The 22,627-nt window shown below is 66.8% G+C and carries 22 protein-coding genes; 20 read left to right on the top strand and 2 right to left on the bottom strand.

The genetic code is table 11. The features are described from left to right. Nucleotides 1-19 precede the first annotated feature (19 nt). The 6 genes from C8J46_RS05580 (at nucleotide 20) to ruvA (ending at nucleotide 6,302) form a co-directional block, all read left to right on the top strand. Nucleotides 20-1,510, top strand: a complete 1,491-nt coding sequence (locus tag C8J46_RS05580) for a BNR repeat-containing protein (RefSeq protein ID WP_165886465.1) — start codon at nucleotides 20-22, stop codon at nucleotides 1,508-1,510. Between the two features lie 102 nt (nucleotides 1,511-1,612). Continuing rightward, complete coding sequence (locus C8J46_RS05575; RefSeq protein ID WP_132736051.1) at nucleotides 1,613-2,776, top strand: polysaccharide pyruvyl transferase family protein; 1,164 nt, start codon at nucleotides 1,613-1,615, stop codon at nucleotides 2,774-2,776. Beyond that, a complete protein-coding gene (locus tag C8J46_RS05570; RefSeq protein ID WP_132736048.1) occupies nucleotides 2,773-4,425 on the top strand; it encodes an AMP-binding protein in 1,653 nt (550 codons plus the stop codon). The genes C8J46_RS05575 and C8J46_RS05570 overlap by 4 nt, the downstream gene beginning before the upstream one ends. After that, nucleotides 4,422-4,691: an acyl carrier protein gene (locus C8J46_RS05565; protein WP_132736045.1), complete on the top strand. Its 270-nt coding sequence runs from the start codon at nucleotides 4,422-4,424 to the stop codon at nucleotides 4,689-4,691. Before C8J46_RS05570 ends, C8J46_RS05565 begins: the two co-directional genes overlap by 4 nt. Next, complete coding sequence (locus tag C8J46_RS05560; protein ID WP_132736042.1) at nucleotides 4,688-5,644, top strand: hypothetical protein; 957 nt, start codon at nucleotides 4,688-4,690, stop codon at nucleotides 5,642-5,644. Before C8J46_RS05565 ends, C8J46_RS05560 begins: the two co-directional genes overlap by 4 nt. A gap of 58 nt (nucleotides 5,645-5,702) precedes the next feature. Then, a complete protein-coding gene (ruvA, locus tag C8J46_RS05555) occupies nucleotides 5,703-6,302 on the top strand; it encodes a Holliday junction branch migration protein RuvA (protein WP_132736040.1) in 600 nt (199 codons plus the stop codon). Nucleotides 6,303-6,454: 152 nt separating this feature from the next. Here ruvA and C8J46_RS05550 read toward each other — a convergent pair whose 3' ends face one another. Next, a complete protein-coding gene (locus C8J46_RS05550) occupies nucleotides 6,455-7,363 on the bottom strand; it encodes a 2-hydroxyacid dehydrogenase (protein ID WP_132736037.1) in 909 nt (302 codons plus the stop codon). Nucleotides 7,364-7,416: 53 nt separating this feature from the next. On the opposite strand from C8J46_RS05550, the gene ruvB reads away from it, so the two are divergent. The 7 genes from ruvB to C8J46_RS05515 all read left to right on the top strand — a co-directional run bounded on the left by ruvB (nucleotide 7,417) and on the right by C8J46_RS05515 (nucleotide 16,768). Then, a complete protein-coding gene (gene ruvB, locus C8J46_RS05545; RefSeq protein WP_132736034.1) occupies nucleotides 7,417-8,442 on the top strand; it encodes a Holliday junction branch migration DNA helicase RuvB in 1,026 nt (341 codons plus the stop codon). Nucleotides 8,443-8,713: 271 nt separating this feature from the next. Next, a complete protein-coding gene (ptsP, locus tag C8J46_RS05540) occupies nucleotides 8,714-10,987 on the top strand; it encodes a phosphoenolpyruvate--protein phosphotransferase (RefSeq protein ID WP_132736031.1) in 2,274 nt (757 codons plus the stop codon). A gap of 69 nt (nucleotides 10,988-11,056) precedes the next feature. Then, on the top strand, nucleotides 11,057-12,076 hold the full coding sequence (locus tag C8J46_RS05535) for a helix-turn-helix domain-containing protein (RefSeq protein WP_243643233.1): 1,020 nt from the start codon (nucleotides 11,057-11,059) through the stop codon (nucleotides 12,074-12,076). Between the two features lie 96 nt (nucleotides 12,077-12,172). Next, nucleotides 12,173-13,099, top strand: coding sequence for a tetratricopeptide repeat protein (locus C8J46_RS05530; protein WP_132736025.1), 927 nt, complete (start codon nucleotides 12,173-12,175; stop codon nucleotides 13,097-13,099). Between the two features lie 178 nt (nucleotides 13,100-13,277). Further along, on the top strand, nucleotides 13,278-14,243 hold the full coding sequence (gene tilS / locus C8J46_RS05525; protein ID WP_132736022.1) for a tRNA lysidine(34) synthetase TilS: 966 nt from the start codon (nucleotides 13,278-13,280) through the stop codon (nucleotides 14,241-14,243). Between the two features lie 95 nt (nucleotides 14,244-14,338). After that, nucleotides 14,339-16,327: an ATP-dependent zinc metalloprotease FtsH gene (gene ftsH / locus C8J46_RS05520; protein WP_132736019.1), complete on the top strand. Its 1,989-nt coding sequence runs from the start codon at nucleotides 14,339-14,341 to the stop codon at nucleotides 16,325-16,327. 63 nt (nucleotides 16,328-16,390) lie between these two features. Further along, a complete protein-coding gene (locus C8J46_RS05515; RefSeq protein ID WP_243643232.1) occupies nucleotides 16,391-16,768 on the top strand; it encodes a hypothetical protein in 378 nt (125 codons plus the stop codon). 157 nt (nucleotides 16,769-16,925) lie between these two features. On the opposite strand, the gene C8J46_RS05510 is transcribed toward C8J46_RS05515, so the two are convergent. Further along, entirely contained in the window at nucleotides 16,926-18,035 is a 1,110-nt protein-coding gene (locus tag C8J46_RS05510; RefSeq protein ID WP_132736016.1) for a DUF3667 domain-containing protein, read from the bottom strand. Nucleotides 18,036-18,112: 77 nt separating this feature from the next. Here C8J46_RS05510 and C8J46_RS05505 point away from each other — a divergent pair, with 77 nt between their 5' ends. From C8J46_RS05505 to C8J46_RS05480, 7 genes are read left to right on the top strand one after another with little or no spacing between them, the layout of a single operon-like run. Further along, nucleotides 18,113-19,375 (top strand): glutamate-5-semialdehyde dehydrogenase, encoded by a 1,263-nt coding sequence (locus C8J46_RS05505; RefSeq protein WP_132736013.1) that lies wholly within the window; start codon nucleotides 18,113-18,115, stop codon nucleotides 19,373-19,375. A 31-nt stretch (nucleotides 19,376-19,406) separates the two neighbouring features. Beyond that, entirely contained in the window at nucleotides 19,407-19,661 is a 255-nt protein-coding gene (locus tag C8J46_RS20735; protein ID WP_165886464.1) for a hypothetical protein, read from the top strand. After that, nucleotides 19,658-19,942, top strand: coding sequence for a type II toxin-antitoxin system RelE/ParE family toxin (locus C8J46_RS20730; protein ID WP_165886463.1), 285 nt, complete (start codon nucleotides 19,658-19,660; stop codon nucleotides 19,940-19,942). The genes C8J46_RS20735 and C8J46_RS20730 overlap by 4 nt, the downstream gene beginning before the upstream one ends. After that, nucleotides 19,939-20,553: a nicotinate-nucleotide adenylyltransferase gene (locus C8J46_RS05495; protein WP_132736007.1), complete on the top strand. Its 615-nt coding sequence runs from the start codon at nucleotides 19,939-19,941 to the stop codon at nucleotides 20,551-20,553. Before C8J46_RS20730 ends, C8J46_RS05495 begins: the two co-directional genes overlap by 4 nt. Before the next feature lies 1 nt (nucleotide 20,554). Then, nucleotides 20,555-20,962 (top strand): ribosome silencing factor, encoded by a 408-nt coding sequence (rsfS, locus tag C8J46_RS05490; protein WP_131583613.1) that lies wholly within the window; start codon nucleotides 20,555-20,557, stop codon nucleotides 20,960-20,962. Between the two features lie 29 nt (nucleotides 20,963-20,991). Then, a complete protein-coding gene (locus C8J46_RS05485) occupies nucleotides 20,992-21,414 on the top strand; it encodes a 23S rRNA (pseudouridine(1915)-N(3))-methyltransferase RlmH (protein ID WP_132736004.1) in 423 nt (140 codons plus the stop codon). A 3-nt stretch (nucleotides 21,415-21,417) separates the two neighbouring features. Further along, nucleotides 21,418-22,590, top strand: a complete 1,173-nt coding sequence (locus C8J46_RS05480; protein ID WP_132736001.1) for a peptidoglycan DD-metalloendopeptidase family protein — start codon at nucleotides 21,418-21,420, stop codon at nucleotides 22,588-22,590. Nucleotides 22,591-22,627 lie beyond the last annotated feature (37 nt).

Raw genomic sequence — 22,627 nt, 5'->3', positions numbered from 1 at the left:
TCCACGACGGAGCCGTCGGGTGAACTGCTTCGCAGCGGCGTGGCTCGGATGCCCGGCACGATCATCCGCGATCGGGCGTGGCCGTATAGGCCTTGGCCTATGGTCCGCGATCGTCGTGCTGGCGGGGTGCCAGGCACCCGACGTCGCTGCGCAACCCGCAGGGGGCATACCGCGCTGTTCGCAGCTCGGTGCCGCCGCGCTGCGCGGTGGCGGGGCGATCGAGCTCGACCGAGTATGGACCGGGGTAGGGACCGCGATCGGCGCGGCAGCCACTGCGCGTGGGCAGATCTTCGCGGCCTATTTCGACGCCGACCGCTGGGTCACCGTCTCGCGCTTCGATCCCTTGCGGCGCGTATCCTGTTCGATACGCCTGCCGCCCCGGTTCTCCGGGTGGGATGCGCACAACAGCCTCGCGGTCGCGATCGCTCCCGACGATACGGTGCACGTCGTGGGCAACATGCATGCGTCGCCGTTGTTCTACGCGCGCGGCACCGTGGGCGATGTCGGCAGCATCCGCCCGGCATCGATGATCGGCCGCGACGAACTGCGCGCGACCTATCCGCGGTTCCTGCATGACGGCAACGGCAACCTCGTCTTCATGTACCGCACCGGCGGCTCGGGAAACGGCAGCTGGTTGCTCAACAGGTGGCAGGACGGGCGATGGCAGCGGATCGGGTCGATCTTTGCTGATCGCGACCGAAAGGGTCCGGTCAGTGCGTATCCGAGCACTTTCAGGACCGGTGCGGACGGCTATGTCCATGTCGCGGTCGTGTGGCGGCGAACGCCCGACGTCGCGTCGAATTTTGCGGTATCCTACGCACGAACCAAAAATTTCCAAACATGGTTCACGGCGAACGGCCGTTCGATTGCGGCGCCGCTGAGCCCCGACACGATGGATTTGGTCGAAAACGTCGGTGAGGATGCCGGGCTCGTCAACCGACTCGACCTCGCGCTTGCAGCCGACGGTACGCCCGTGATCCTGTATCCGCGCTATGCCGCGACTAAGGGCAAGGTCCGCTATGACGCCGCGAACGGACCCGCGATCGTGGCGGCACGTCCGGGCCGGGGCGGGTGGCGCATCCGCGAGATCGCGACGTCGCGAACCCCGTCGATCGTCGCGGGGAAGGGCGCGTTGCCCAATCTGCCGGCGGTATGGATCCTCGACCAGCAGCCGAATTCCGCGCGGGTCCGCATTGCGTTTGCCGGTCGGGATCGACGACGTGTGCAGCTCGACCTGCAGACGCTCGCGACGGTACCCGATGCAGGAGACGCCGGCAGTGCGAGGCCGAACGCCGTGGCCTCTCCCGCGTTTCCCAAAGGGATGGAGGACGTCTCGACGCGCCAGGTGATCGTCCTCGAAAACGGCGTCGATGGCCAGAAGGTCGGCACGCTCAGATGGTTTGCCCAGGTCGCGCATGGCGACAAGCCTCGATCCTGTTCGAGCACCGCACCCGTCGCCTGCGACCCACCCGCCGCGCCCTTGCTGTGGAGCGCCGGGAAGACCCCATAAAGTTAGGGCGGCAGACCGCTGGCGCCAATGTCGCGTATCCGGCGCCGGCGCGTGTGCATGTACGCGTGACCGCAGGCTTCGACTTCGCTGTGAAAGATTACCATGACTGTCTCGAAGACCCGTCGCCGTGTCGCGATTTTGCCGAACCTGTCGATCCGGCAACTGGGCGACGCGGGCCGTATCCCGACCGCCGACGCTGCGACGCTGACCGAGGCGCTTGGCGGCAATTCGGGTAATGTCGCCTATGTCGACGGGCTGGTCGCGTCGTTGGCCGCCTCGCACATGATTACGTGGAGTACGCCCCCCGAAATCGTCCGCGCTCACGCTGATATTCTCGTTGTGGCGTGTGCCAATCAGCTTGGCGATCATGTCGACCTGTCGGGGTGGGCGGCACGTCTCGCGGCGTTCGGGTTGCCCGTCCTGTTGGTTGGTCTCGGTGCGCAGGCGCCGGGTATTGGCGCGACTCTCGCGTTGAAGGACGGCACCCGCGCAGCGCTGGACGTCGTCGCGGCCGCCGCCGGCGCGGCACCCGCCATGCTCGTCCGCGGCGCGTATACGGCCGAGATCCTGGCTCGCAACGGCTATGCCTCGACGGTCATCGGCTGTCCGTCGCTGTTCCTGTCGCCGACGAGAGACCTGGGCGGGCGGATCGCGGCGCGGGTCGTCGCCGGGCTCGGGACGCGACCGGCGATCGCGGCCGGGCACCATCACCATGCCGACATGGCGCCCGAACACCGCCTGATCGTCGCGGCGGATCGTCACGATGGTTGCTATATCGTCCAGCATCCCGAGACGATGATCGCGCTGGCCCGGTCGGACCTTGCTGATACCCAAAGCGTCGATTTCGCGCTGCTCGCACAGCGGTTGCTGCCCGATCTCGACGGTGCGCAGGTTGTGGAGTGGGGGCGTCGGCGTGCCTTCGTCTTTACCGACAGCCAGACCTGGATGAGCTTTCTGCGGCGCTATGATTATGCGATCGGACCGCGGTTTCACGGCGTGGCGCTCGCCATCCAGGCCGAGCGACCGGGGGTCGTCCTGCATGTCGACAGTCGCACGCGCGAAATGGCCGAGACGATGGCGATACCGTCGCGATCTTTCGATGACGATCCGGTATCCGACCTGCGCGAGGTCGTCGCGACCGCCTGGACCGCCGACGCGGGGGCAGCGTTCGACACGCGCCGCGCCGCGCTCGCGAAGACGTTCCGCACCGCGTTGCAGGCGCATGACATCGCCGTCAGCGCGCGGCTGTCGGCCTTGTGCGGATGACGCGGCGGCCCAGCGAACCCGCCGGGCTGCTCGCGAGTTTCATCGCGCGCTGCAAAGCCGCGCCGTCGACGGTGCAATTCGTCCTCGCGAGCGCCGGCGGCAACGCGGTCGTGACGCACGCGATGCTGTGGGACGGAGGGCAGCGATACGCGCACCTCTATCGCCGCACCGGCGCGGCGCCCGGCACCGTGGTGCTGATCGCACTTCGATCGTCGCCCGACCTGCTCTATGCGTTCATTGGTGCGATCCTGGCCGGCTGCGTTCCGGCGATGATGCCGTTGCCGTCGATCAAGCAGGATCCGGCGCGGTTCTGGGACAGCCATACCCAGTTGTTCCGGCATATCGGCGGCGGCATTCTGGTCGCCGATACGATCAACGCCGCGACCTTCGCCGACGCGCTAGCAGCAGACCTGCTGGCGATCGTCACCACGGTGGACGCAGTGCCCGACGACGGCGATCCGATCGCGTGGGACTGGCATCCGGACGCGGTCTGTTGTCTGCAGCATAGTTCGGGCACGACCGGGCTGAAGAAGGGCGTGACGCTGACATCTCGCGCCATCAGCCACCATATCGCGAGCTATGCCGCGGCGATCGGCCTGACCAGCGACGACGTGATCTGTTCGTGGCTGCCGCTGTATCACGACATGGGTTTAGTCACGACGTTGCTGATGCCGCTGCTGACGGGGGTGCGCGCGGTGATCGTCGATCCGTTCGATTGGTTGTCGAACCCGCTTTCGCTGTTCGATCTGGTCGCCAAACACGACGGCACGCTGGTCTGGCTGCCCAATTTTGCGTTCGACCACCTGGCGAATGCTGCCGTCGACAGCCGGCGGGTCGATCTTTCTCGGGTCCGTGCTTTCATCAATTGTTCCGAACCGTGCAAGCCGGCCAGCGTTGACCGATTCATTGCAGCATTCGGTCAGTGGGGCGTATCGGCCGTGCAGGTGCAAGCGTGTTACGCGATGGCGGAAACGGTGTTCGCCGTCGCGCAGACGCGACCGGGCGTACCGGCACGCCGATGCTCGGTCTCGGCCGATGGCTTGCGACGCCATCGGCTGGACGTCGTCGGAGACGATCGCATCAGTCTGTGCAGCGCTGGGCCGCCGATCGACGGCATCGAAGTCCGGATCGATGGGGCGGACGCGATCGGCGAAATCCTGGTACGTGGCGATTTTGTCTTCACGGGCTATTACCGGCAGGACTCGTCGGCGAGTTTCAACGCCGGCTGGTTCGGGACCGGCGATCTCGGATTCCTCCACGAGGGTGAGGTGTACGTGCTTGGCCGCAAGACCGATCGGATCATCCTGCTCGGCAAGAATTTCTATGCGCACGAGATCGAGCAAGTGCTGAACGACGTCGTCGGCGTAAAGGCGGGGCGCGCGGTCGCGTTCGGGCTGTTCGCGGACGCGATCGGCAGTGAAACCTGCCATGTCGTAGTCGAGCGCGGCGGCGCCGTCGAAGATTGCGGGGCAATCGAAGATTCTGCGCTTCGCCAGGCGGTGAAGAGGCAACTACTTGATTTGCTGGGCCTGGTTCCGAAGACGATCTCGATAGTCGCGCCGGGCTGGCTGATAAAGTCGACGTCGGGGAAGATCAGTCGTACCGAAAACATTGTAAAATACCTTGCGGGTCGACACACTGAGATATGAATCAGGACGATGTTTGCGCGCGAATATTTGCGATCGTCGCCAAGACCTTCGGCGTCGAGGCGGCGGCTGTCGACGTGGCGACCACCGCCGACGATGTCGATGGCTGGGATTCGCTGGCGCACGCCACGCTGTTGATCCGGATCGAGAAGCACTTCAACATCGATCTCGGACCGGACGGCAGCGGCGCGCAGGATCTCGGCGCGTTGATCGCCCTGGTCCGGCGTCGGCGCGATGACGGAGCGCGCGAAAGCCGGTCGGGCTCATGAGCATCGCCGGCGACACGCGCGCCCGGCTGGCGGTGGACGTCGTCCAGGGCGCGGACGGGTATCTGTTCCACCGCGACCATGAGGCGATCGACCAGATCACCGGCGCGCTGCCGCTCGGCCCCCGCGAGATCGCGGTGTGGCGCGACAGCATCGAGACGCGCGCGGCGTGGTGCAAGGCGAACGACATCGCGTTCCGGATGATGATCATTCCGGAAAAGCACGTCGTCTATGCCGACAAGCTGCCACCCGGTTTCGCGCTATCCGACAACCGCCCTGCAGTGCAGATCCTGGACAGTATCGATCCCGAGACGCGCGCGCTGTGCTCCTATCCGTTACAGCCGTTGATCGACGCGCGCGCCGTCCGCGCAACCTATCTGAAGACCGATACGCACTGGACCTTCTATGCGGGGTTCCTGGCGTATGACCTGCTGATGGATAGCCTGGTTGAGTCGGTGTCGCTGCCGATCCGGATCGCCGTGACCGATCTGAGCTTCGCCGACCGGACGCATATCGGCGATCTCGGTGTGCGGCTCGAACCCGAACAGGACGAAATCGCCACCACCGTCGATCACCGGATCGCGCGACCATTCCAGCGGGTGTTCGAGAACAGGATTTTCGCGCGCGGCGCGGTGTCGATCTACGAGAGCAGCGATCAAGGCCTGCCTCGCTGCGTGCTGTTCCGCGATTCGTTCGCGAACTACATCATCCCGCATCTGATCCCGACCTTTTCGCGACTGGTGGTGATGAGTTCGGACAGCCTCCAATATGACCTGCTGCGCTCCGAACGGCCTGATGTGGTGATCGTCACGATCATCGAGCGATTCCTCGGCATGCTCGACGGTGACGGCAGGCGGCATCTGCCCGACGATCTGGCCGGACCGGGGCTTGCCGAACTGACGGGCGCGAGCGCCGCCGACCTGAAGGCCTATACGGGGTTCGAGCGGCTCCCGTAGGCGACCGCGAATTTTGAGAGGATGACGGGACGCACGCCATGTTCTACCGATCGCGGCAATGATCGTGCATCTCAAAGGACGGCTGGACTCGACCGGCATCGACCACGCCGTGATCGACGTCGGCGGCGTCGGCTATCTGGTCGGCGCTTCGGCGCGGACGCTGTCGGCCCTGGGGCCGATCGGCGAGGCGTGTACGGTGTTCACCGAATTGCTGGTCGGCGAGGATTTCCAGCGGCTGGTCGGGTTTTCGAGCGCGGACGAGCGCGACTGGTTCCGGTTGCTGACCGGCGTGCAGGGGGTCGGCGCGCGCGTCGCGCTTGCGATCTTGTCGGCGCTGGAGCCGGTCGATCTCTCACGTGCGATCGCCGGTGGCGACAAGGCGATGGTCGCGCGGGCGAACGGCGTAGGGCCCAAGCTCGCGCAGCGGATCGTCATGGAATTGAAGGACAAAGTCGGCGGCATCGCGCTCGGGCTTGGACCGGCGGTGGTCAATGCCGCGCCGGGGGCGTCTGCGGATGCGGTGTCGGCGCTGCTCAACCTCGGGTTCCGGCCGAACGAAGCGAGCGTCGCGGTGGCGGCGGCGGACGAAGAGCTGGGGCCGGGTGCTTCGCTCGATGCGCTCGTGCGGCTGGCGCTGCGGAAAGCGTCTAAGTCGTAGTTTCGGACCCGTTCGGTTGGTTCTTAAGCTTGGTCTCACCCCCCCCCCTTCCGTTCGTGCTGAGCAAAGTCGAAGCACCTTCTCTTGGGGCACACCCTTCGACTTCGCTCAGGGCGAACGGAAGGGGGGCTTTGTTTCCCAAAGTCCCAGTCTCAGAGTGCACTCGGCAGCGGTCGTCCGGCAAAATGCGCGTCGAGGTTCGCGATGACCAACGCCGCCATCGCAGCCCTGCCATCGACGGTCGCGCTTCCTTGATGGGGTGACAGGACGACCTGATCCATCGTCTTGAGCGCATCGGGAACGGCAGGTTCGTCGGCGAACACGTCGAGCCCGGCGCCGGCGATCGTTCCGTCTTCGAGTGCCGCTACCAAAGCAGGTTGGTCGACCAGACTACCGCGAGCGATGTTGACGAAGATCCCGTCCTCGCCAAGCGCCGCGAGGACACCGGCGTCCACGATATGCGACGTCGCATCGCCACCCGGTGCGGCGATGATCAGCACGTCGCACGCCGCCGCAAGCGAGGCGATGTCGGCATGGAACACGCCTGCGAACTCTGGCTTGGCGGAGCGTGCTGTATAATGGAGTTCGCTCGCGAACGGCCGCGCCCGTGCGGCGATCGCCTTGCCGATCCGGCCCAGGCCGAAGGTGCCGATCCGTCGCTCGCTGGCCCGGCGCGCAAGATCGACCTGCCACCCGCCGTCGCGCACCGCGCGGTCGTTCGCGATGATCCGCCGCTGCACCGCCAGCATCAGTCCGATCGCGAGGTCTGCGACATCGTCGGTCAGCACGTCCGGCGTCGTCGTCACCGCGATGCCGCGCGCCTTGGCCGCAGCAAGGTCGATCCCGTCGTACCCGACGCCGTGGATCGCGATGATCTCCAGCGCGGGCAGGCGATCGAGCAGCGCCGCATCGACCACGCTGCTCCCACCCCCGACGATCGCGCGCGTCGTCGCCGGCGGATCCTCGCGGTGCAGCGTGAAGCGCTCGGCGAGCGTCGCCTCCAGCGCGGCCGAGACTCCACCCAGCAGATACAGGTCAGGACGTACGGTGTGGTTGGTCATTGCCCCCCATAGCCGCCTTGCCCCCTTCACCGCGAGCGCGCTATCGCGGGTGGGTGACCGATACAGACCGCATCCTGACCGCTGCCAAGCGTCCCGAAGACGTCGACGCCGCGCTACGCCCGAAGAGCCTCGACGAATTCGTCGGGCAGAAGGCCGCGCGCGAGAATTTGCGCATCTTCATCCAGGCGGCAAAATCGCGTGGCGATGCGCTCGATCACGTGCTGTTCTTCGGGCCGCCGGGGCTCGGCAAGACGACGCTCGCGCAGATCGTCGCGCGCGAGATGGGCGTGGGCTTCCGCGCCACGTCGGGCCCGGTGATCGCCAAGTCGGGCGATCTCGCCGCGCTGCTGACCAATCTCGAGGACGGCGACGTGCTGTTCATCGATGAGATCCACCGGTTGCAGCCTGCGGTCGAGGAAGTGCTGTATCCGGCGATGGAGGACCGCGCGCTCGACCTGATGATCGGCGAAGGGCCGTCCGCGCGTTCGGTGCGGATCGACTTGCCGCGGTTCACGCTGATCGGCGCGACTACGCGGCAGGGGTTGCTGACGACGCCGTTGAGGGACCGCTTCGGCATCCCGGTGCGGCTGCAATTCTATACGGTCGAGGAACTCGAGCGGGTCGTCACGCGCGCTGCCGGCTTACTAGGGTTGGGCATCGCAAAGGATGGCGCGATGGAGATCGCGCGCCGAGCCCGCGGGACGCCGCGTATCGCTGGGCGACTGCTGCGCCGGGTGCGCGATTTCGCCAATGTCGCCGGGCACGAGACGGTCGACGCGCGGGCGGCGGATGCGGCGCTCAACCGGCTGGAGGTCGATTCGCTCGGGCTCGATGCGATGGATCGGCGCTATCTGATGATGATCGCGGATATTTATCGCGGGGGACCGGTCGGGGTGGAGACGCTGGCGGCGGGGCTGAGCGAGCCGCGTGATACGATCGAGGAGGTGATCGAGCCATATCTGATTCAGTTGGGTCTGATCGCGCGGACCGCGCGCGGTCGGTTCCTGAATGCGGGGGGGTGGAAGCATCTGGGCCTTAACCCGCCGGCGGGAAGCCAGGACGGGCTGTTCGACGCGTAGGAGCGTCGACGGACCCTTGATCGCTTCCGCCTAAACTCGTCACCCCAGCGAAAGCTGGGGTCTCCCGATTGGATGGCGCCAGGGGGCGGCGAGTCCCACGGGGATATCCCAGCTTTCGCTGGGATGACGGATTGGGGGTAGGGGGTAGGGACTCCAGATTCCCGCAGCGCGGCTCCCTTGTAAGAAACCACACCCGGAGATCGATCGAACTTGGGTGCGACACTGCTTTTGTTGCGTGGCACCCAAGCGCTTCATCTGATAGCCAACCCGAATGCCCCTTTCGGCCGCCGCCTCCGCCCGCGAAATCCTCACCAGCCTTCACGACGTGATGGCCTCGCGCACGTCCGCGCAGGCCAAGCTCAACGCCGTCGTCGGTATCATCGCCACCGCGATCGACAGCGAAGTCTGCTCGATCTACCTGTTGCGCGAAGGCGTGCTCGAACTGTTCGCGACCCGCGGCCTCGACCAGGCGGCGGTCCACGTCACCAAGCTCGCGCTTGGCGAGGGCCTCGTCGGCACGATCGCCGAGGATGTCGAGGTGCTGAACCTCGACGAAGCCGCGAGCCACCCCGATTTCGCCTACAAGCCCGAGACCGGCGAGGACCGCTTCCACAGCTTCGCGGGCGTGCCCATCATCCGCCGCGAGCGCTCCGTGGGGGTCCTGGCCGTCCAGCACACCGATCGTCGCAAATATGCCGACGTCGAGATCGAGGCGTTGCAGACGGTCGCGATGGTGCTCTCCGAACTGATCGCCAATGCCGGGCTGATCGACACCACCGGCGGCGGCGCGGATCGGCCGCAGTCGACCGCGGCGATGCGCATCCCCGGCCAGAAGCTCGTCGACGGCATGGGCGCGGGCTTCGCGGTCTATCACCAGCCGCGCATCCATATCGAGCACACCGTCGCCGAGGACACCGACGCCGAGCGCCACCGCGTCTACGCGGCGTTCGACAAGATGCGTGAAGGCATCGACCGGATGACGCGCGAGGCCGAATTCGGTGTCGGCGGCGAGCATGTCGAAGTGCTCCAGACCTACAAGATGTTCGCCTATGACGAGGGCTGGGCGCGGCGCATCAACGAGGCGATCGACTCGGGCCTGACCGCCGAGGCGGCGATCGAGCGCGTCCAGCAACGCACCCGCCAGCGCATGCGCCAGATCGATGATCCGCTGCTCGCCGATCGGATGCACGATCTGGAGGATCTGTCGAACCGGCTGCTCCGGATCGTCTCCGGCCAGATGGGCACCGCCGCGCAGATGGGCTTGCGGCAGGACACGATCCTGATCGCGCGCAACCTCGGCCCGGCGGAGTTGCTCGAATACGATAAGCGGCGGCTGAAGGGCGTGATCCTGGAAGAGGGCTCGCTCACCGCGCACGTCACGATCGTCGCGCGCGCGATGGGCGTGCCCGTGCTCGGCCGCGTCCGCGACATCCGCCGGCTGGTGGCGGAGGGCGATATGCTGTTGCTCGACAGCGCCGAGAGCAACGTCTTCGCACGCCCCTCCGCGGCGATGGAGGAGGCGTTCGAGGCGCGCCTCGCGATGCGGCAGAAGCGCAAGGCGGCGTTCGCGGCGCTGCGCGATGTGCCGCCGATCACCAAGGATGGCCACCGGCTGACGCTGATGGTGAACGCTGGGCTGCGCGACGACGTGGCGGCGCTCGACGTCACCGGCGCGGACGGCATCGGCCTGTTCCGCACCGAATTCCAGTTTCTCGTCTCCGCCACGCTGCCGCAGCGCGAGCGCCAGCACCGGCTGTACCGTGAGGTGCTCGACGCGGCGGGCGATCGTCCGGTGATCTTCCGCACCGTCGATATCGGTGGCGACAAGGCGCTGCCGTATCTCAACAAGGAAGACGCCGACGAGGAGAACCCGGCGATGGGCTGGCGCGCGCTGCGCCTGGGCCTGGAGCGCGACGGGTTGATGAAGGTGCAGGCGCGCGCGCTGCTCGAAGCGGCGGCGGGGCGTACGCTCAACGTGATGTTTCCGATGGTCAGCGAGCCATGGGAGTTCGACGAGGCGCGTGCGCTGTTCGAGGCGCAGCGTCATTGGCTGGAGGGCAGGGGGCGTAAGCTGCCGCTCGCGATCCGCTATGGCGCAATGCTCGAAGTGCCGGCGCTGGCCGAGATGCTCGACGTGCTGCTGCCGCGAATCGAGTTCCTGTCGATCGGTACCAACGATCTGACGCAGTTCCTGTTCGCCGCCGATCGCGCCAATCCCAAGCTCGCCGAGCGCTACGACTGGCTCAGCCCGTCGATCCTCCGCTTCATCGCGCGACTGGTGCCGCCGACGCGGGATGCGAAGGTCGATCTGGCGGTGTGCGGCGAGATGGGGGGGCGGCCGCTGGAGGCGATGGCGCTGATTGGGCTCGGGATCGAGCGGCTGTCGATCACCCCCGCCGCGGTCGGTCCGATCAAGGCGATGACGCGCTCGCTCGATCGCGGGGCGTTGACCGCATACATGACAGGACTGCTGGCCAACCCGCCGCGCGACATGCGCGGTGCGCTGACCAACTGGGCGACCGAAAACGGCGTCGAAATCGTCTGATCGGCGGAAAGCTGCGGTTAAGACGTTCGGTGCGTTGACACGGCTAAGGGCCTCTGAAAGACGGGTGCCATGGCGGGCAACGCCACGCGCCCGCGCTCGGAGATAAGAATGGACGAGGTCGAGACCGGCCAGAACGCAGCACCCGCTCAACCAGAGCGTGCTGGCGACATTCTCCGTAAAGCCCGCGAGGCGCAGGGCCTGACGGTCGCGGATATCGCGACGCGTACCCGTGTGCCGTTGCGTCATCTCGAAGCGATCGAGGCGTCCGATTACTCCACGCTGCCGTCCTCGACCTACGCGGTAGGCTTCAGCCGCGCCTATGCGCGAGCGATGGGCATCGACGAGGTGCATATCGCGAACGTCGTCCGCGGCGAGGTCGCCAAGCTGGGCAGTAAGAAGCCCGAATACGAACCGTACGAAATGACCGATCCGTCGCGCGTCCCCTCGCGCGGGCTGGCGATCGTCGCGCTGGGGCTCGCGATCGCGGTGCTGGTGCTGGTCGGGCTGTGGTACGGCACGGACATGTTCCGCGGAACGAGCACTTCGCCGACCGCGACGCCGGTTGCCGAAGTTGTACCGAACCCCGCCGCCCAGACCGCGCAACCGGTGCCGGCGCCGGCCACGCTCGCGAACGGTCAGGTCACGCTGACCGCCTCCGACGAGGTATGGATGCGCGTCTACGATGCCGACAACAAGACGCTGTACCTCGGCACGATGAAGCCCGGCGAGAAGTTCGACGTGCCCAAGGATGCGAAGGACCCGATGATCAACATCGGTCGTGCGGACAAGCTGGCGGTCACGCTCAACGGGGCGGCTGCGCCGGCGCTCGGTACGGGCGAGCGCGCGATCAAGGACGTCCGCATCGGTGCACCGGCGATCGCCGCGCGGATCGCGGGCACGCCTGAGCCGCAGGGCACGCCGACCGCGTCTGCCCCGTCGTCCCCGTCGTCCCCGTCGTCTGCGAACGCCGAGCGGCCGCGCGCCAGCCGTCCGCGGACGCCGCGTCGTCCACTCAGCGAGACGCAGCGCGCCAATCTCGACGCCGCCGCCAATCCGCCACCGGCCGCTACGGCAACGCCCAATCCGTGAAAACCTGCGGGCATCGCCAGCGCCTTAAGGCTGGCGACAGGATGGGTAGTGCAGCTATACCCGGACGATTAACCAATCCACCGGGGGGTGTGGCCCATGCGTAAGTCTATTCTGATCGGCGTCTGCCTCGCGGCCCTGATGCCCGCGACCGTCCAGGCGCAAAACGTCGAGGGCCGCGTCGGCAAGCTCGAAAGCGAAATGCGCGCAGTCCAGCGTAAGGTCTTCCCCGGTGGTGCCGGCCAGATGCTCCAGCCCGAAGTGCGTGCGCCGCAGAGCGAGCAGGGCCCCGGACCCGGTTCGCCCGCGACCAGTGCGCTCGCCGACGTGAACCAGCGCGTCACGTCGCTCGAACAACAGATGACCTCGCTGACGGAGCAGATCGAGCAGAACCAGAACCGCACCCGCCAGTTGCAGGATGCGTTCGACAATTACCGCCGCTCGAACGACGCGCGGCTGAAGACGCTCGAGACCGGCCCCGCGCCGATCGCGGCGGGGGCGGGGGCTGGCGGCCCGATCGAATCCGATGACCAGTCGAGCGACGGTCCTTCACGCCCGACGACGCGTCCCGAGACGGCGTCCAGGCCGACCACTCCCACGCCGACGAAGGTCTCGGTCGAGAAGCCGTCGACCGGCGATCCGGCGGAAGACGAATATATGTATGGCTACCGTCTCTGGGCGGCCAAGCAATACCCGCAGGCCGAGGCGCAACTGAAGAAGGTCGTCGCCGAATACCCCAAAAGCAAGCGCGCGAGCTATGCGCAGAATTTGCTCGGCCGGTCGTATCTCGACGAGGGCAAGCCGAGCCTCGCGTCGATGGCATTCTACGACAATTACAAGAAGATGCCCGAGGGCGAGCGTGCGCCGGACAGCCTGCTGTATCTCGGCCAGGCGTTGACCAAGCTCAACAAGCCCGCCGATGCGTGCAAGGTGTATGACGAGCTGAACGACGTCTACGGCGCTAAGATGGCGGCGGCGATGAAGGGTCAGGTTGCCGCCGGGCGCAGCGCGGCGAAGTGCAAGTAAGCAGGTCCTCGATGAATACCGGTCCCTCTGAAATCCTCTCCTGCAAGGGGAGGTGGCAGTCCGCAGGACTGACGGAGGGGTATCGCGCCATCGACAGCGGATCACCCCTCCGTCTGGCAAACGCCAGCCACCTCCCCTTGCAGGGGAGGATCAGCATCCTCGTCACGGCCCCCACCGCATGACCGAAGAAGGTCGTCGCTTCGCCGCCGACTTCGCGCGGCTCGCAAGCGACATCACCAAACCGCTGTTCGCCGTCTCCGGCGGCCCCGATAGCATGGCGATGCTCACGCTCGCACACGAAGCGCTCCCCCCCGGCTTCACGGTCACGAGCATCGATCACCGCCTCCGCCCTGAAGCGGTGGAAGAGTCCGCCATGGTCGCCGCGCATTGCGCCACCCTCGGCATTCCCCACGCCACGCTCGCCCCAAGCGAACCGATCACCGGCGCCAGCATCCAGGCACAAGCCCGCACCACCCGCTACGCCCTCCTCACCGACCACGCCCGCGCGATCGGCGCAGGGGCGCTGGTAACCGGCCACCACGCCGACGATCAGGCCGAGACCTTCCTGATGCGCGCCGCGCGCGGCTCAGGCCTCGCCGGCCTCGCCGGAGTTCGCGCGCGCACCGAAGTCCACGGCATCACGGTCGTCCGCCCGCTGCTCGACTGGCGCCGCGCCGAACTCCGCGCCATCGTCCGCCGTGCCGAAGTGCCGTTCTTCGACGACCCCTCGAACCACGACGACCGCCACGATCGCACCCGCTTCCGCCGGTTGCTCGGCGAGAACGAATGGCTCGGCACGCCCAACCTCGCGCGCGCCGCGGCAGCCCTCGCCGAAACGGACACCGACGTCCGCGCGATGGTCGAGTGGATCTGGGCCGAACGCGCCAAGGTCGGCGGCGGTGAAGTGAAGCTCGCGGTCGAGAAGCTCCCCCGCGAAATTCTCCGCCGCCTTGCGCGTCGCGCGATCGGCACCGTCCGCGCCGAGGCGGGCATCGTCGCGCCCGAATGGACCGAGGCCGCCAACATCGAAAGCCTGCTCGGCTCGCTGATGGCCGGCAAGCGCACCACGCAGGCCGGGATCATCGCCAGCGTCCGTGGCGACGTCTGGCGCTTCCGCGAGGCACCGCCGCGCCGGGTCACGTGACCGTCCGTTCACACTGATCAACGCAAGTCACGCGTTGTTCCATTGCCATTAACCTGCGCACCCTTATCTTGTGCGGTGAAAGGTATCGTGCACTCATGAGCGACAACGACAACCGCGGTCAGAAGCCCCAGGGCCCCGGAAACGGCGGTCCCGAAAACGGCGGCGGCAATCCTTGGATGAAGAGCCTGTTGATCTGGGTCGGCATCCTGCTCGCGCTGGCGCTGTTCGTTACCATGTTCGACGGCCGCACGGCTGCGACGGGTGGCAACACGATCGCGTATTCGGCATTCCTCGACAAGGTCGACGAGGGCACCGTCAAGGACGTAAACATCTCGCGCGACATGATCTCGGGCTCGCTGTCGTCGGGCGAGAAGTTCAAGGCGTACCCGATCCCCGACTCCACGCTCGTGCCGAAGCTGCGCGAGAAGGGCGTCTCGATCAGCGCGAAGCCTGAAGAGGGCCCGTCGATGCTGGCGCTGCTACTGTATCAGTCGCTGCCGTTCCTGCTGTTCCTCGGCATCGCGTTCTTCGTGCTGAAGCAGATGCAGAAGAACTCGGGCTCGGGCGCGATGGGCTTTGGCAAGAGCCGCGCGAAGATGCTGACGCAGAAAGAAGGTAAGGTCACCTTCCAGGACGTCGCCGGCATCGACGAGGCTCGCGAAGAGCTGGAGGAGATCGTCGAGTTCCTCAAGGACCCGACCAAGTTCGCGCGCCTCGGCGGCAAAATTCCGAAGGGTGCGCTGCTGGTCGGCTCGCCAGGTACCGGCAAGACGCTGCTCGCCCGCGCGATCGCGGGTGAGGCCGGCGTGCCGTTCTTCACGATCTCGGGTTCGGACTTCGTCGAGATGTTCGTCGGCGTCGGCGCGAGCCGCGTCCGCGACATGTTCGAGCAAGCCAAGAAGTCCGCACCGTGCATCGTCTTCATCGACGAGATCGACGCGGTCGGTCGTCATCGGGGCGCCGGTCTTGGCAACGGCAATGACGAACGCGAGCAGACGCTGAACCAGCTGCTGGTCGAGATGGATGGCTTCGAGGCGAATGAAGGCATCATTATCATCGCCGCGACCAACCGTCCCGACGTGCTCGACCCCGCGCTGCTGCGTCCGGGCCGTTTCGATCGCCAGGTCACCGTGCCGCGGCCGGATATCGAAGGTCGCATCAAGATCCTCGAAGTCCACATGAAGAAGGTGCCGCTTGCACCCGACGTCGACGCTCGCGTCATCGCACGCGGTACGCCCGGCTTCTCGGGTGCTGATCTCGCCAACCTCGTCAACGAGGCGGCGCTGCATGCGGCGCGCAAGGGCAAGCGCTTGGTGGCGATGGCCGAGTTCGAAGAGGCCAAGGACAAGGTCATGATGGGCGCAGAGCGTCGCAGCATGGTCATGACCGACGACGAGAAGCGGATGACCGCGTATCACGAAGCTGGCCATGCCGTCGTCGCGATGCACGAGGCTGCTTCGGATCCGATCCACAAGGCGACGATCATCCCGCGCGGTCGTGCGCTGGGCATGGTCATGCGTCTGCCGGAGCGGGACTCGTACAGCTATCACCGCGACAAGATGTACGCGAACCTCGCGGTCTCGATGGGCGGCCGCGTCGCCGAGGAAGTCATTTTCGGCTACGACAAGGTCTCGTCCGGCGCGTCGGGCGACATCCAGTACGCCACGGGTCTGGCACGCGATATGGTCACGCGCTGGGGCATGTCGGACAAGGTCGGCCCGCTCGAATATGGCGAGCCCGAGGGTGAGTCGTTCCTTGGATATTCGTCGAGCCGTCCGTCGCGCATGTCGAACCAGACCGCGCAGTTGATCGACGACGAGATCAAGCGGATCGTCGAAGGCGGTCTCGACCGCGCTAAGCAGGTGCTGAGCGATCATGTCGACCAACTCCACACCGTGGCAGGCGCGCTGCTCGAGTTCGAGACGCTGACCGGTGACGAGATCAAGAAGCTGATCGCCGGTGAGGATCTCGATCGTCCGGATCCGGGAGCGAAGGCATCGACCGTCCCGCGTGCGGGTACGTCGATCCCGAAGACGCGGCGTCCGTCGGGGCCGTTCGGGACGCCAACTCCTCTCGGAGCATGATCCGGTTCACCCCGCAGTCACTTAAGTAACTCTATGGGCGGTCTTTTCCCGGAAAGGCCGCCCATGTCGTATTCGCGTTCCAAGGCTTTAGTCGCAGCGTTGTTCATGGTCGGCGTGGCGATGCCGGCGAGCGCGGCGATGACCGTCGGCACCTTCCTCGCCCGCGCCAACGCGCTGCGCGACCAGGGTCCGATGGCGCTGATGTCGCCCGACCTCCCCGCGCTGAAGGCCGAAGCCAAGGCCGCGACCAATCAGCTCAAAGCAGACCGCGCGGCCCGCGCCGCGGCGGGCAAACCGCCGATCGCCTGCGTTCCGGAGGGCGAATCGGTCGGCATCATGGACATGCTCGACGGCTTGAACGAACTCCCCGCCAGCTACCAGAAACGTCCCCTGAAAGATGGCTACGCGCGCGTCCTGGCGAACCTGTACCCCTGCCGCTGAGGCTCCTGCGGCCTGCTGGCTACCCACATACAGTCGTCACCCCAGCGAAAGCTGGGGTCTCCCGGTTGGAGAGTGCGCGGACGACACAGTGATATCCCAGCTTTCGCTGGGATGACGGAAGGGGCGGGGATGCTGAGATGCAAACGTTATGGCCGCCCTAATCTGTCAAACCATGCAGCAACAACAGCACGATAAACGCCAGCAACGTCGTGAACGCGAACGTCAGCAGCGCCACCGTCCGCCACGCCGCCGACCGCTTCCGGAGCGCATATGCGCCCCGAAGCTGCGCGAACATATGCACCGGTGGCACCCACATGGCCGCCATCACGATCCAGCCCTCCGCCACCCCGATCACGCCCGCGACGATCAGCACGATCGTCAACAGCATCATGAACGCGAGCGAATAAGTCACGAAGATCGCGTGATCGTACAGGTGATGCTGCCGCCGCCACAGGAACAGCAACGCCATGAACGGCACGGAGAGCGGAATAAGCCCCCAACTGTATTTGTAGGCGCTGGTCTGCAGTTTGTAGAGCATCAGCCCCGGATTGCCGTTCGCCTTGGCGATGCCGTGATCGAGCCGTTCCCAACCGGTCTTGAAGTCGCCGAGATCGACGACCGTGCCGTAGGCGACACCGTTTTGCATATCCGCCGCCACGCCGAGCGCGCGAACGGTGGTATGAAGCGCGCTTGCCTGCTGGTCGAGGGCGGTAATCGAGTCTCCCGAATAGGTCGCACCCGCCTTCACTCCTGCCGCCTTTTGCGCCTCGATCCTGTCGAGCGCGACGCGAGCCTTCGCCGCCTCGTGCGCATAATCAGACGTCTTCTCGGAGTGTTTGTCCTGCAGGAAGTCCTTGGTCATCTCGCCGCCAACCGCGCCGATCGTCGCGAACATCAGGAAGACGGTGAACAGAAATAACGCGAGCGGCGACACGAACCGCGCCCGCTCGCCATTGACGTAGCGCCGCGTCAGCATCCCCGGATGCAGGATTAACAGCGGCAAGGTCCGCCAGATCTTGCCTTCGAAGTGGAATACGCCGTGCGCGATCTCATGCCCGATCCCGTCGAGCGAGCGGTGGACGTGTGCCGATTGGCCGCAGGCGTGGCAATGCTCGCCCAGCAATCGTGTCCCGCAATTCAGACATAGTGCGTCGTCCGGATTGTGGCCGGAATGCGCACCATGGGCGTCCCCCGCCTTCGGTTCGAACGCGCGCCCGACTAGGGCACCCGTGGCGATGTCCGCCGCTGCTCCGATATCTCCGGTCATGAGTCCCCCTGTAATATCGGTAGCGTAACGAGTTCGCGGCGTTGGCGCGAGGGGCTTCGCATGCTACCGCGCAGACCATGGCCGACGCAGAAAATCCGACCGAATTGATCGCCGAAATGGGCCGCCGCGCGCGCTCCGCGGCGCTGGTGCTGGCGTCGATGCCGTCCACCCGGAAGGCCGCGGCGCTGGCGTCGGCGGCGGAGTCTATCCGGGCAGCATCGGCGACGATCGTTGCGGCGAACGCTGAGGACATGACGCGTTCAGCCGACGCCGGTTTATCGGGCGCGCTGCTGGATCGGCTGCGGCTGGACGAAGCGCGGGTCGCGGCGATGGCGGACGGCGTGGCGGCGGTGGCGGCGCTCGCCGATCCCGTCGGGCAGGTGATCGACGCAAGCGAGCGTCCGAACGGCTTGAAGCTCTCGCGCGTCCGCGTGCCGATCGGCGTCATCGGCATCATCTACGAGAGCCGCCCTAACGTCACCGCGGACGCCGCGGCGCTATGTGTAATGGCCGGCAACGCTGCTATCCTGCGCGGCGGGTCCGAGGCGGTGAAGAGCAACCGCGCGATCCATGCGGCGCTTGTCGAGGGCCTGAAGGCGGGCGGGGTGCCCGTCGACGCGGTGCAACTGGTGCCAACCACCGATCGCGCGGCGGTCGGCGCCATGCTCAAGGCTGACGGGGTGATCGACCTGATCATCCCCCGCGGCGGCAAGGGTCTCGTCGCGCGCGTCCAGGCCGAGGCGCGCGTGCCCGTCCTCGCGCATCTCGATGGCATCAACCACGTCTATGTGGATGCCTCCGCGGACCCGGCCATGGCCGAGGCGGTGGTGGCCGATGCCAAGATGCGCCGGACCGGCGTCTGCGGCTCGATGGAAACGCTGCTGATCGACCGTGATTACACGGATGCAGCCGCCTTGATCCAAAGTCTCATAGCAACGGGCTGCGAAGTCCGCGGCGACGCAAGTGCACGCGCGCTCGTCCCTGAGATCGCCGCCGCCGACGCAGCCGACTGGGACACCGAATATCTCGACGCGATCGCCTCGGTCGCGATCGTCGACGGCATCGACGCGGCGGTCGCGCACATTGCTCGCCACGGCTCGCACCATACCGACGCGATCGTCGCCGAAGACGCCGCCGTCGCCGAACGCTTCCTCACTGCGGTAGACAGCGCGATCGTGCTCTGGAACGCCTCCACGCAATTCGCTGACGGCGGCGAGTTCGGTCTCGGCGCGGAGATCGGCATCGCCACCGGCCGCCTCCACGCCCGCGGCCCGGTCGCGCTCGAAGGCCTCACCACCTACAAATGGATCGGCCGCGGCACCGGCCAGGTGCGCGGTTGATTGTGATGCTCAAGGGGCATACCCTCCCGGCATGAAGACGTCCGAACCTCTGACCATCGACCTGGATGCGGAGACACTTGCATCGTTGCAGGCCGCCTCGGTTTGGCGTGGGATGTCGGTGACCGACTATGTGAAGTCGGTCGTAGAGACTGCAACGCGGAAGGACGGCGAACTCGCGGCCCTCGTCCAGGAGGGCCTCGACGATATCGATGCCGGACGCGTCTACACGCAGGAACAGGTCGAAGCCTGGTTCGAGGCGCGGCACCGCGACATAGCGGCCGAGTGACGCGTAGTATCTGGTCTGCCTCGGCACTTGCGGACCTGGGTGATATCGACCGCTATTCTCAGGACCGTTCACCGGACTTCGCGCGCAGGGTCGGCGCAAGCGCTATCGACGCTGCCCGGCTGTTGGCCGACAGTCCTTATCTTGGGCCGGCGTTCGTAGGCGAAATCCGGAAATGGTCCATTCGTGGCACGGAATACTTCATCCTCTATCGTCCTATGCCGGACGGCGTCGATATCGTTCGCGTGATGCATTCGCGCCGCGACACGCCACACGAATCATGACCCACGTGGGCATCCTCGGCGGGTCGTTCAATCCTGCGCATCGTGGCCACCGCGGCATCACGCTGGCCGCGATCGACGCGCTCGCGCTCGACGAGGCGTGGTGGCTGGTATCCCCCGGCAATCCGCTCAAGGATGCCGCCAACGACATGGCGCCGCTCCCCGCGCGCTTCGCCTCGGCCCGAAGAATGGCCCGCCGCGCGCCGATCCGTGCGACCGATATCGAGGCCAGGCTCCACACCCGCTACACGCTCGACACGATCCGCAAGCTTCAGCGGCGCTACCCGAAAATCCGCTTCATCTGGCTGATGGGCGCGGACAATCTCGCCGACTTCCATCGGTGGAAGAACTGGCGCCAGATCGCGCGCGAGGTTCCGATTGCGGTAATCGCGCGGCCGGGATATGACGGGCGCGCCCTCGCGGCCCCCGCGATGGGTTGGCTGCGGCGCTTCCAACGGCGCACAGACCATGCGAAGAGCTGGACGACGTGGAGATTGCCGGCCCTCGTGCTGTTGCGCTTCCGACCCGACCCGACCTCCGCAACCGGCCTGCGCGCCAAAAATCCCGACTGGGTTCAGCACGTTGCTGGCTCAGTAGTCTTACCCAGGAGCTGACTTGGCCACTTCCCCTACTGCCCCTCGCGCGACCGACCCCGAAGAGGTTGAGGCGCTGCATCGCCTGATCCTCGCGTCGCTCGACGACGACCAGGCGGTCGAGACCATCTCGATCCCGCTCGCGGGCAAGACCAGCATCGCCGACTATATGGTGATCGCCAGCGGTCGTTCGACCCGCCAGGTCGCCTCGATGGCGCAGAAGCTGGCCGAGCGGATCAAGGCCGAGTTCAAGCGTCCGGTGAAGATCGAAGGCCTGCCGACCGCAGACTGGGTGCTGATCGACGCGACCGACGTCATCGTCCACCTGTTCCGCCCCGAAGTCCGCAGCTTCTACAATCTGGAGCGGATGTGGGCGTTCGGCGACGCGCCGACGCCGCCGCCCGTGCCGACCTTCACCGACGAAGACTAACCGACCCAGAGGCGGCCCCAGGTCCGATCATGCTGCTCCACATCGTCGCCCGTGGTCGGATCGGGCGTTCGCCCGAGGCCGACCTCGTCGACCGCTATCTGAAGCGGATCGTCTGGCCGACCAAGGTCAGCGAGTTGCCCGACATCGGCGGCAAGATTCCGGTCGTTGGCGAGCAGACGAAGCGCATCCTGCTCGACGAGAAGGGCGAGACGCTGTCGTCGACGCAGTTCGCGCATAAATTGGAGCGATGGCGCGACGACGGCGTGCGGGAGGCGCGGTTCATGATCGGCGCCGCGGATGGCTTCGACGACGCGGCGCGCGACGAGGCCGACCTGCTCTTCTCGTTCGGCCGCGCGACGTGGCCGCATCTGCTTGCCCGCGCGATGCTCGCCGAACAACTCTTCCGCGCCACCAGCATCCTTGCCAATCACCCGTATCACCGCGAAGGGTGATGCATGAGGGCAGGGGGCGTCTTGGCGATCGCGGCGCTGTTCGCGGCGGCGGGCGTTACCGCACAGACTGACGCGCCCGAACTGGCGACCGAGCAGCAACGCCTGGTCGCGGCCAAACGTGACGCCGCGCTCGCCGCCGCGCGCGCCGCCAAGCTCGCCGCCGCTGCCACCCGGGAACGCAACGCTGCAGACAAGGCGCGCCGCGAAGAGCAGGCGCTCGCCGCCCGCGTCACCGCCGCCGAAGCGAATCTCGCCACCGCCAGCGCCCGCGTGACACTGGTCGAGCGCCTGTTGGCCGACAAACGTGCCAAGCTAGGCCGCGCGCAGGCCCCCGTCGCGCGGCTGCTGGCGGCGCTGGAATCGCTCGCCCGTCGCCCGACCATCGTCGCGGTCGCGCAGCCGGGATCGGTCGACGACCTCGTCCATGTCCGTGCGGTGCTGGGCAGCGCGCTGCCCGTCGTCCGCCAGCGTACCGAGGCGGTCCGCACCGAACTCGCCGAGACGCGGCGTTTGCAGGCGAGCGCGACACTCGCTGCCAAGGCGCTTTCCGACGGCCGCGCGCGTCTGGAGAGCGACCGCGTCGCGCTGGCCACCCTCGAGGCGCGTCATCGCCAGCGCAGCCAAGCCCTCGGCCGCGGCGCGCTCAGCGAGTCCGACCGCGCGCTGGCGCTCGGCGAACGCGCGCGCGACCTCGTCGACGGGATGGCCGCCACGACCAATGCCAAGGCGACCGCCGCCAGCCTGATCGCGCTTGCCGGTCCGATCCCCCGCCCAATCGCGCCCGGCGTTACGCCACCGCCGCCCCCGCGCGGCGTGTACCGCATCCCGGTAGCGGGCAGGCTCGTCACCGGCTTCGACGAGGTTTCGGACTCCGGCGTCCGGTCGCGCGGCCTGACCTTCGCCACCGCGCCCCGCGCGCGCGTCGTCGCCCCCGCCTCAGGGACGATCCGCTACGCCCGCCGCTTCCGCGATTACGGCGTCATCGTCATCGTCGACCATGCCGACGGTTGGACCAGCCTTGTTACCGGTCTCGCCGCAACGTCGGCAAAGCACGGCGACCGTGTCACGATGGGCGCCCCGCTCGGCACCGCCCCCCGCGAAGACCCGCGCATCACCGTCGAACTCCGCCGCCGGGGCCGCCCGGTCGACGTCGCTTCGTTTATAGGACCCAGCTGATCGGATGATAGGGCGGGCGGCCGCGTGACGATCCTCC

It is taken from the genome of Sphingomonas sp. PP-F2F-A104-K0414 (assembly GCF_004340945.1).
In the GTDB taxonomy this organism is placed as follows: domain Bacteria; phylum Pseudomonadota; class Alphaproteobacteria; order Sphingomonadales; family Sphingomonadaceae; genus Sphingomonas.
This window is presented reverse-complemented; position numbering and strand designations above follow the sequence as displayed.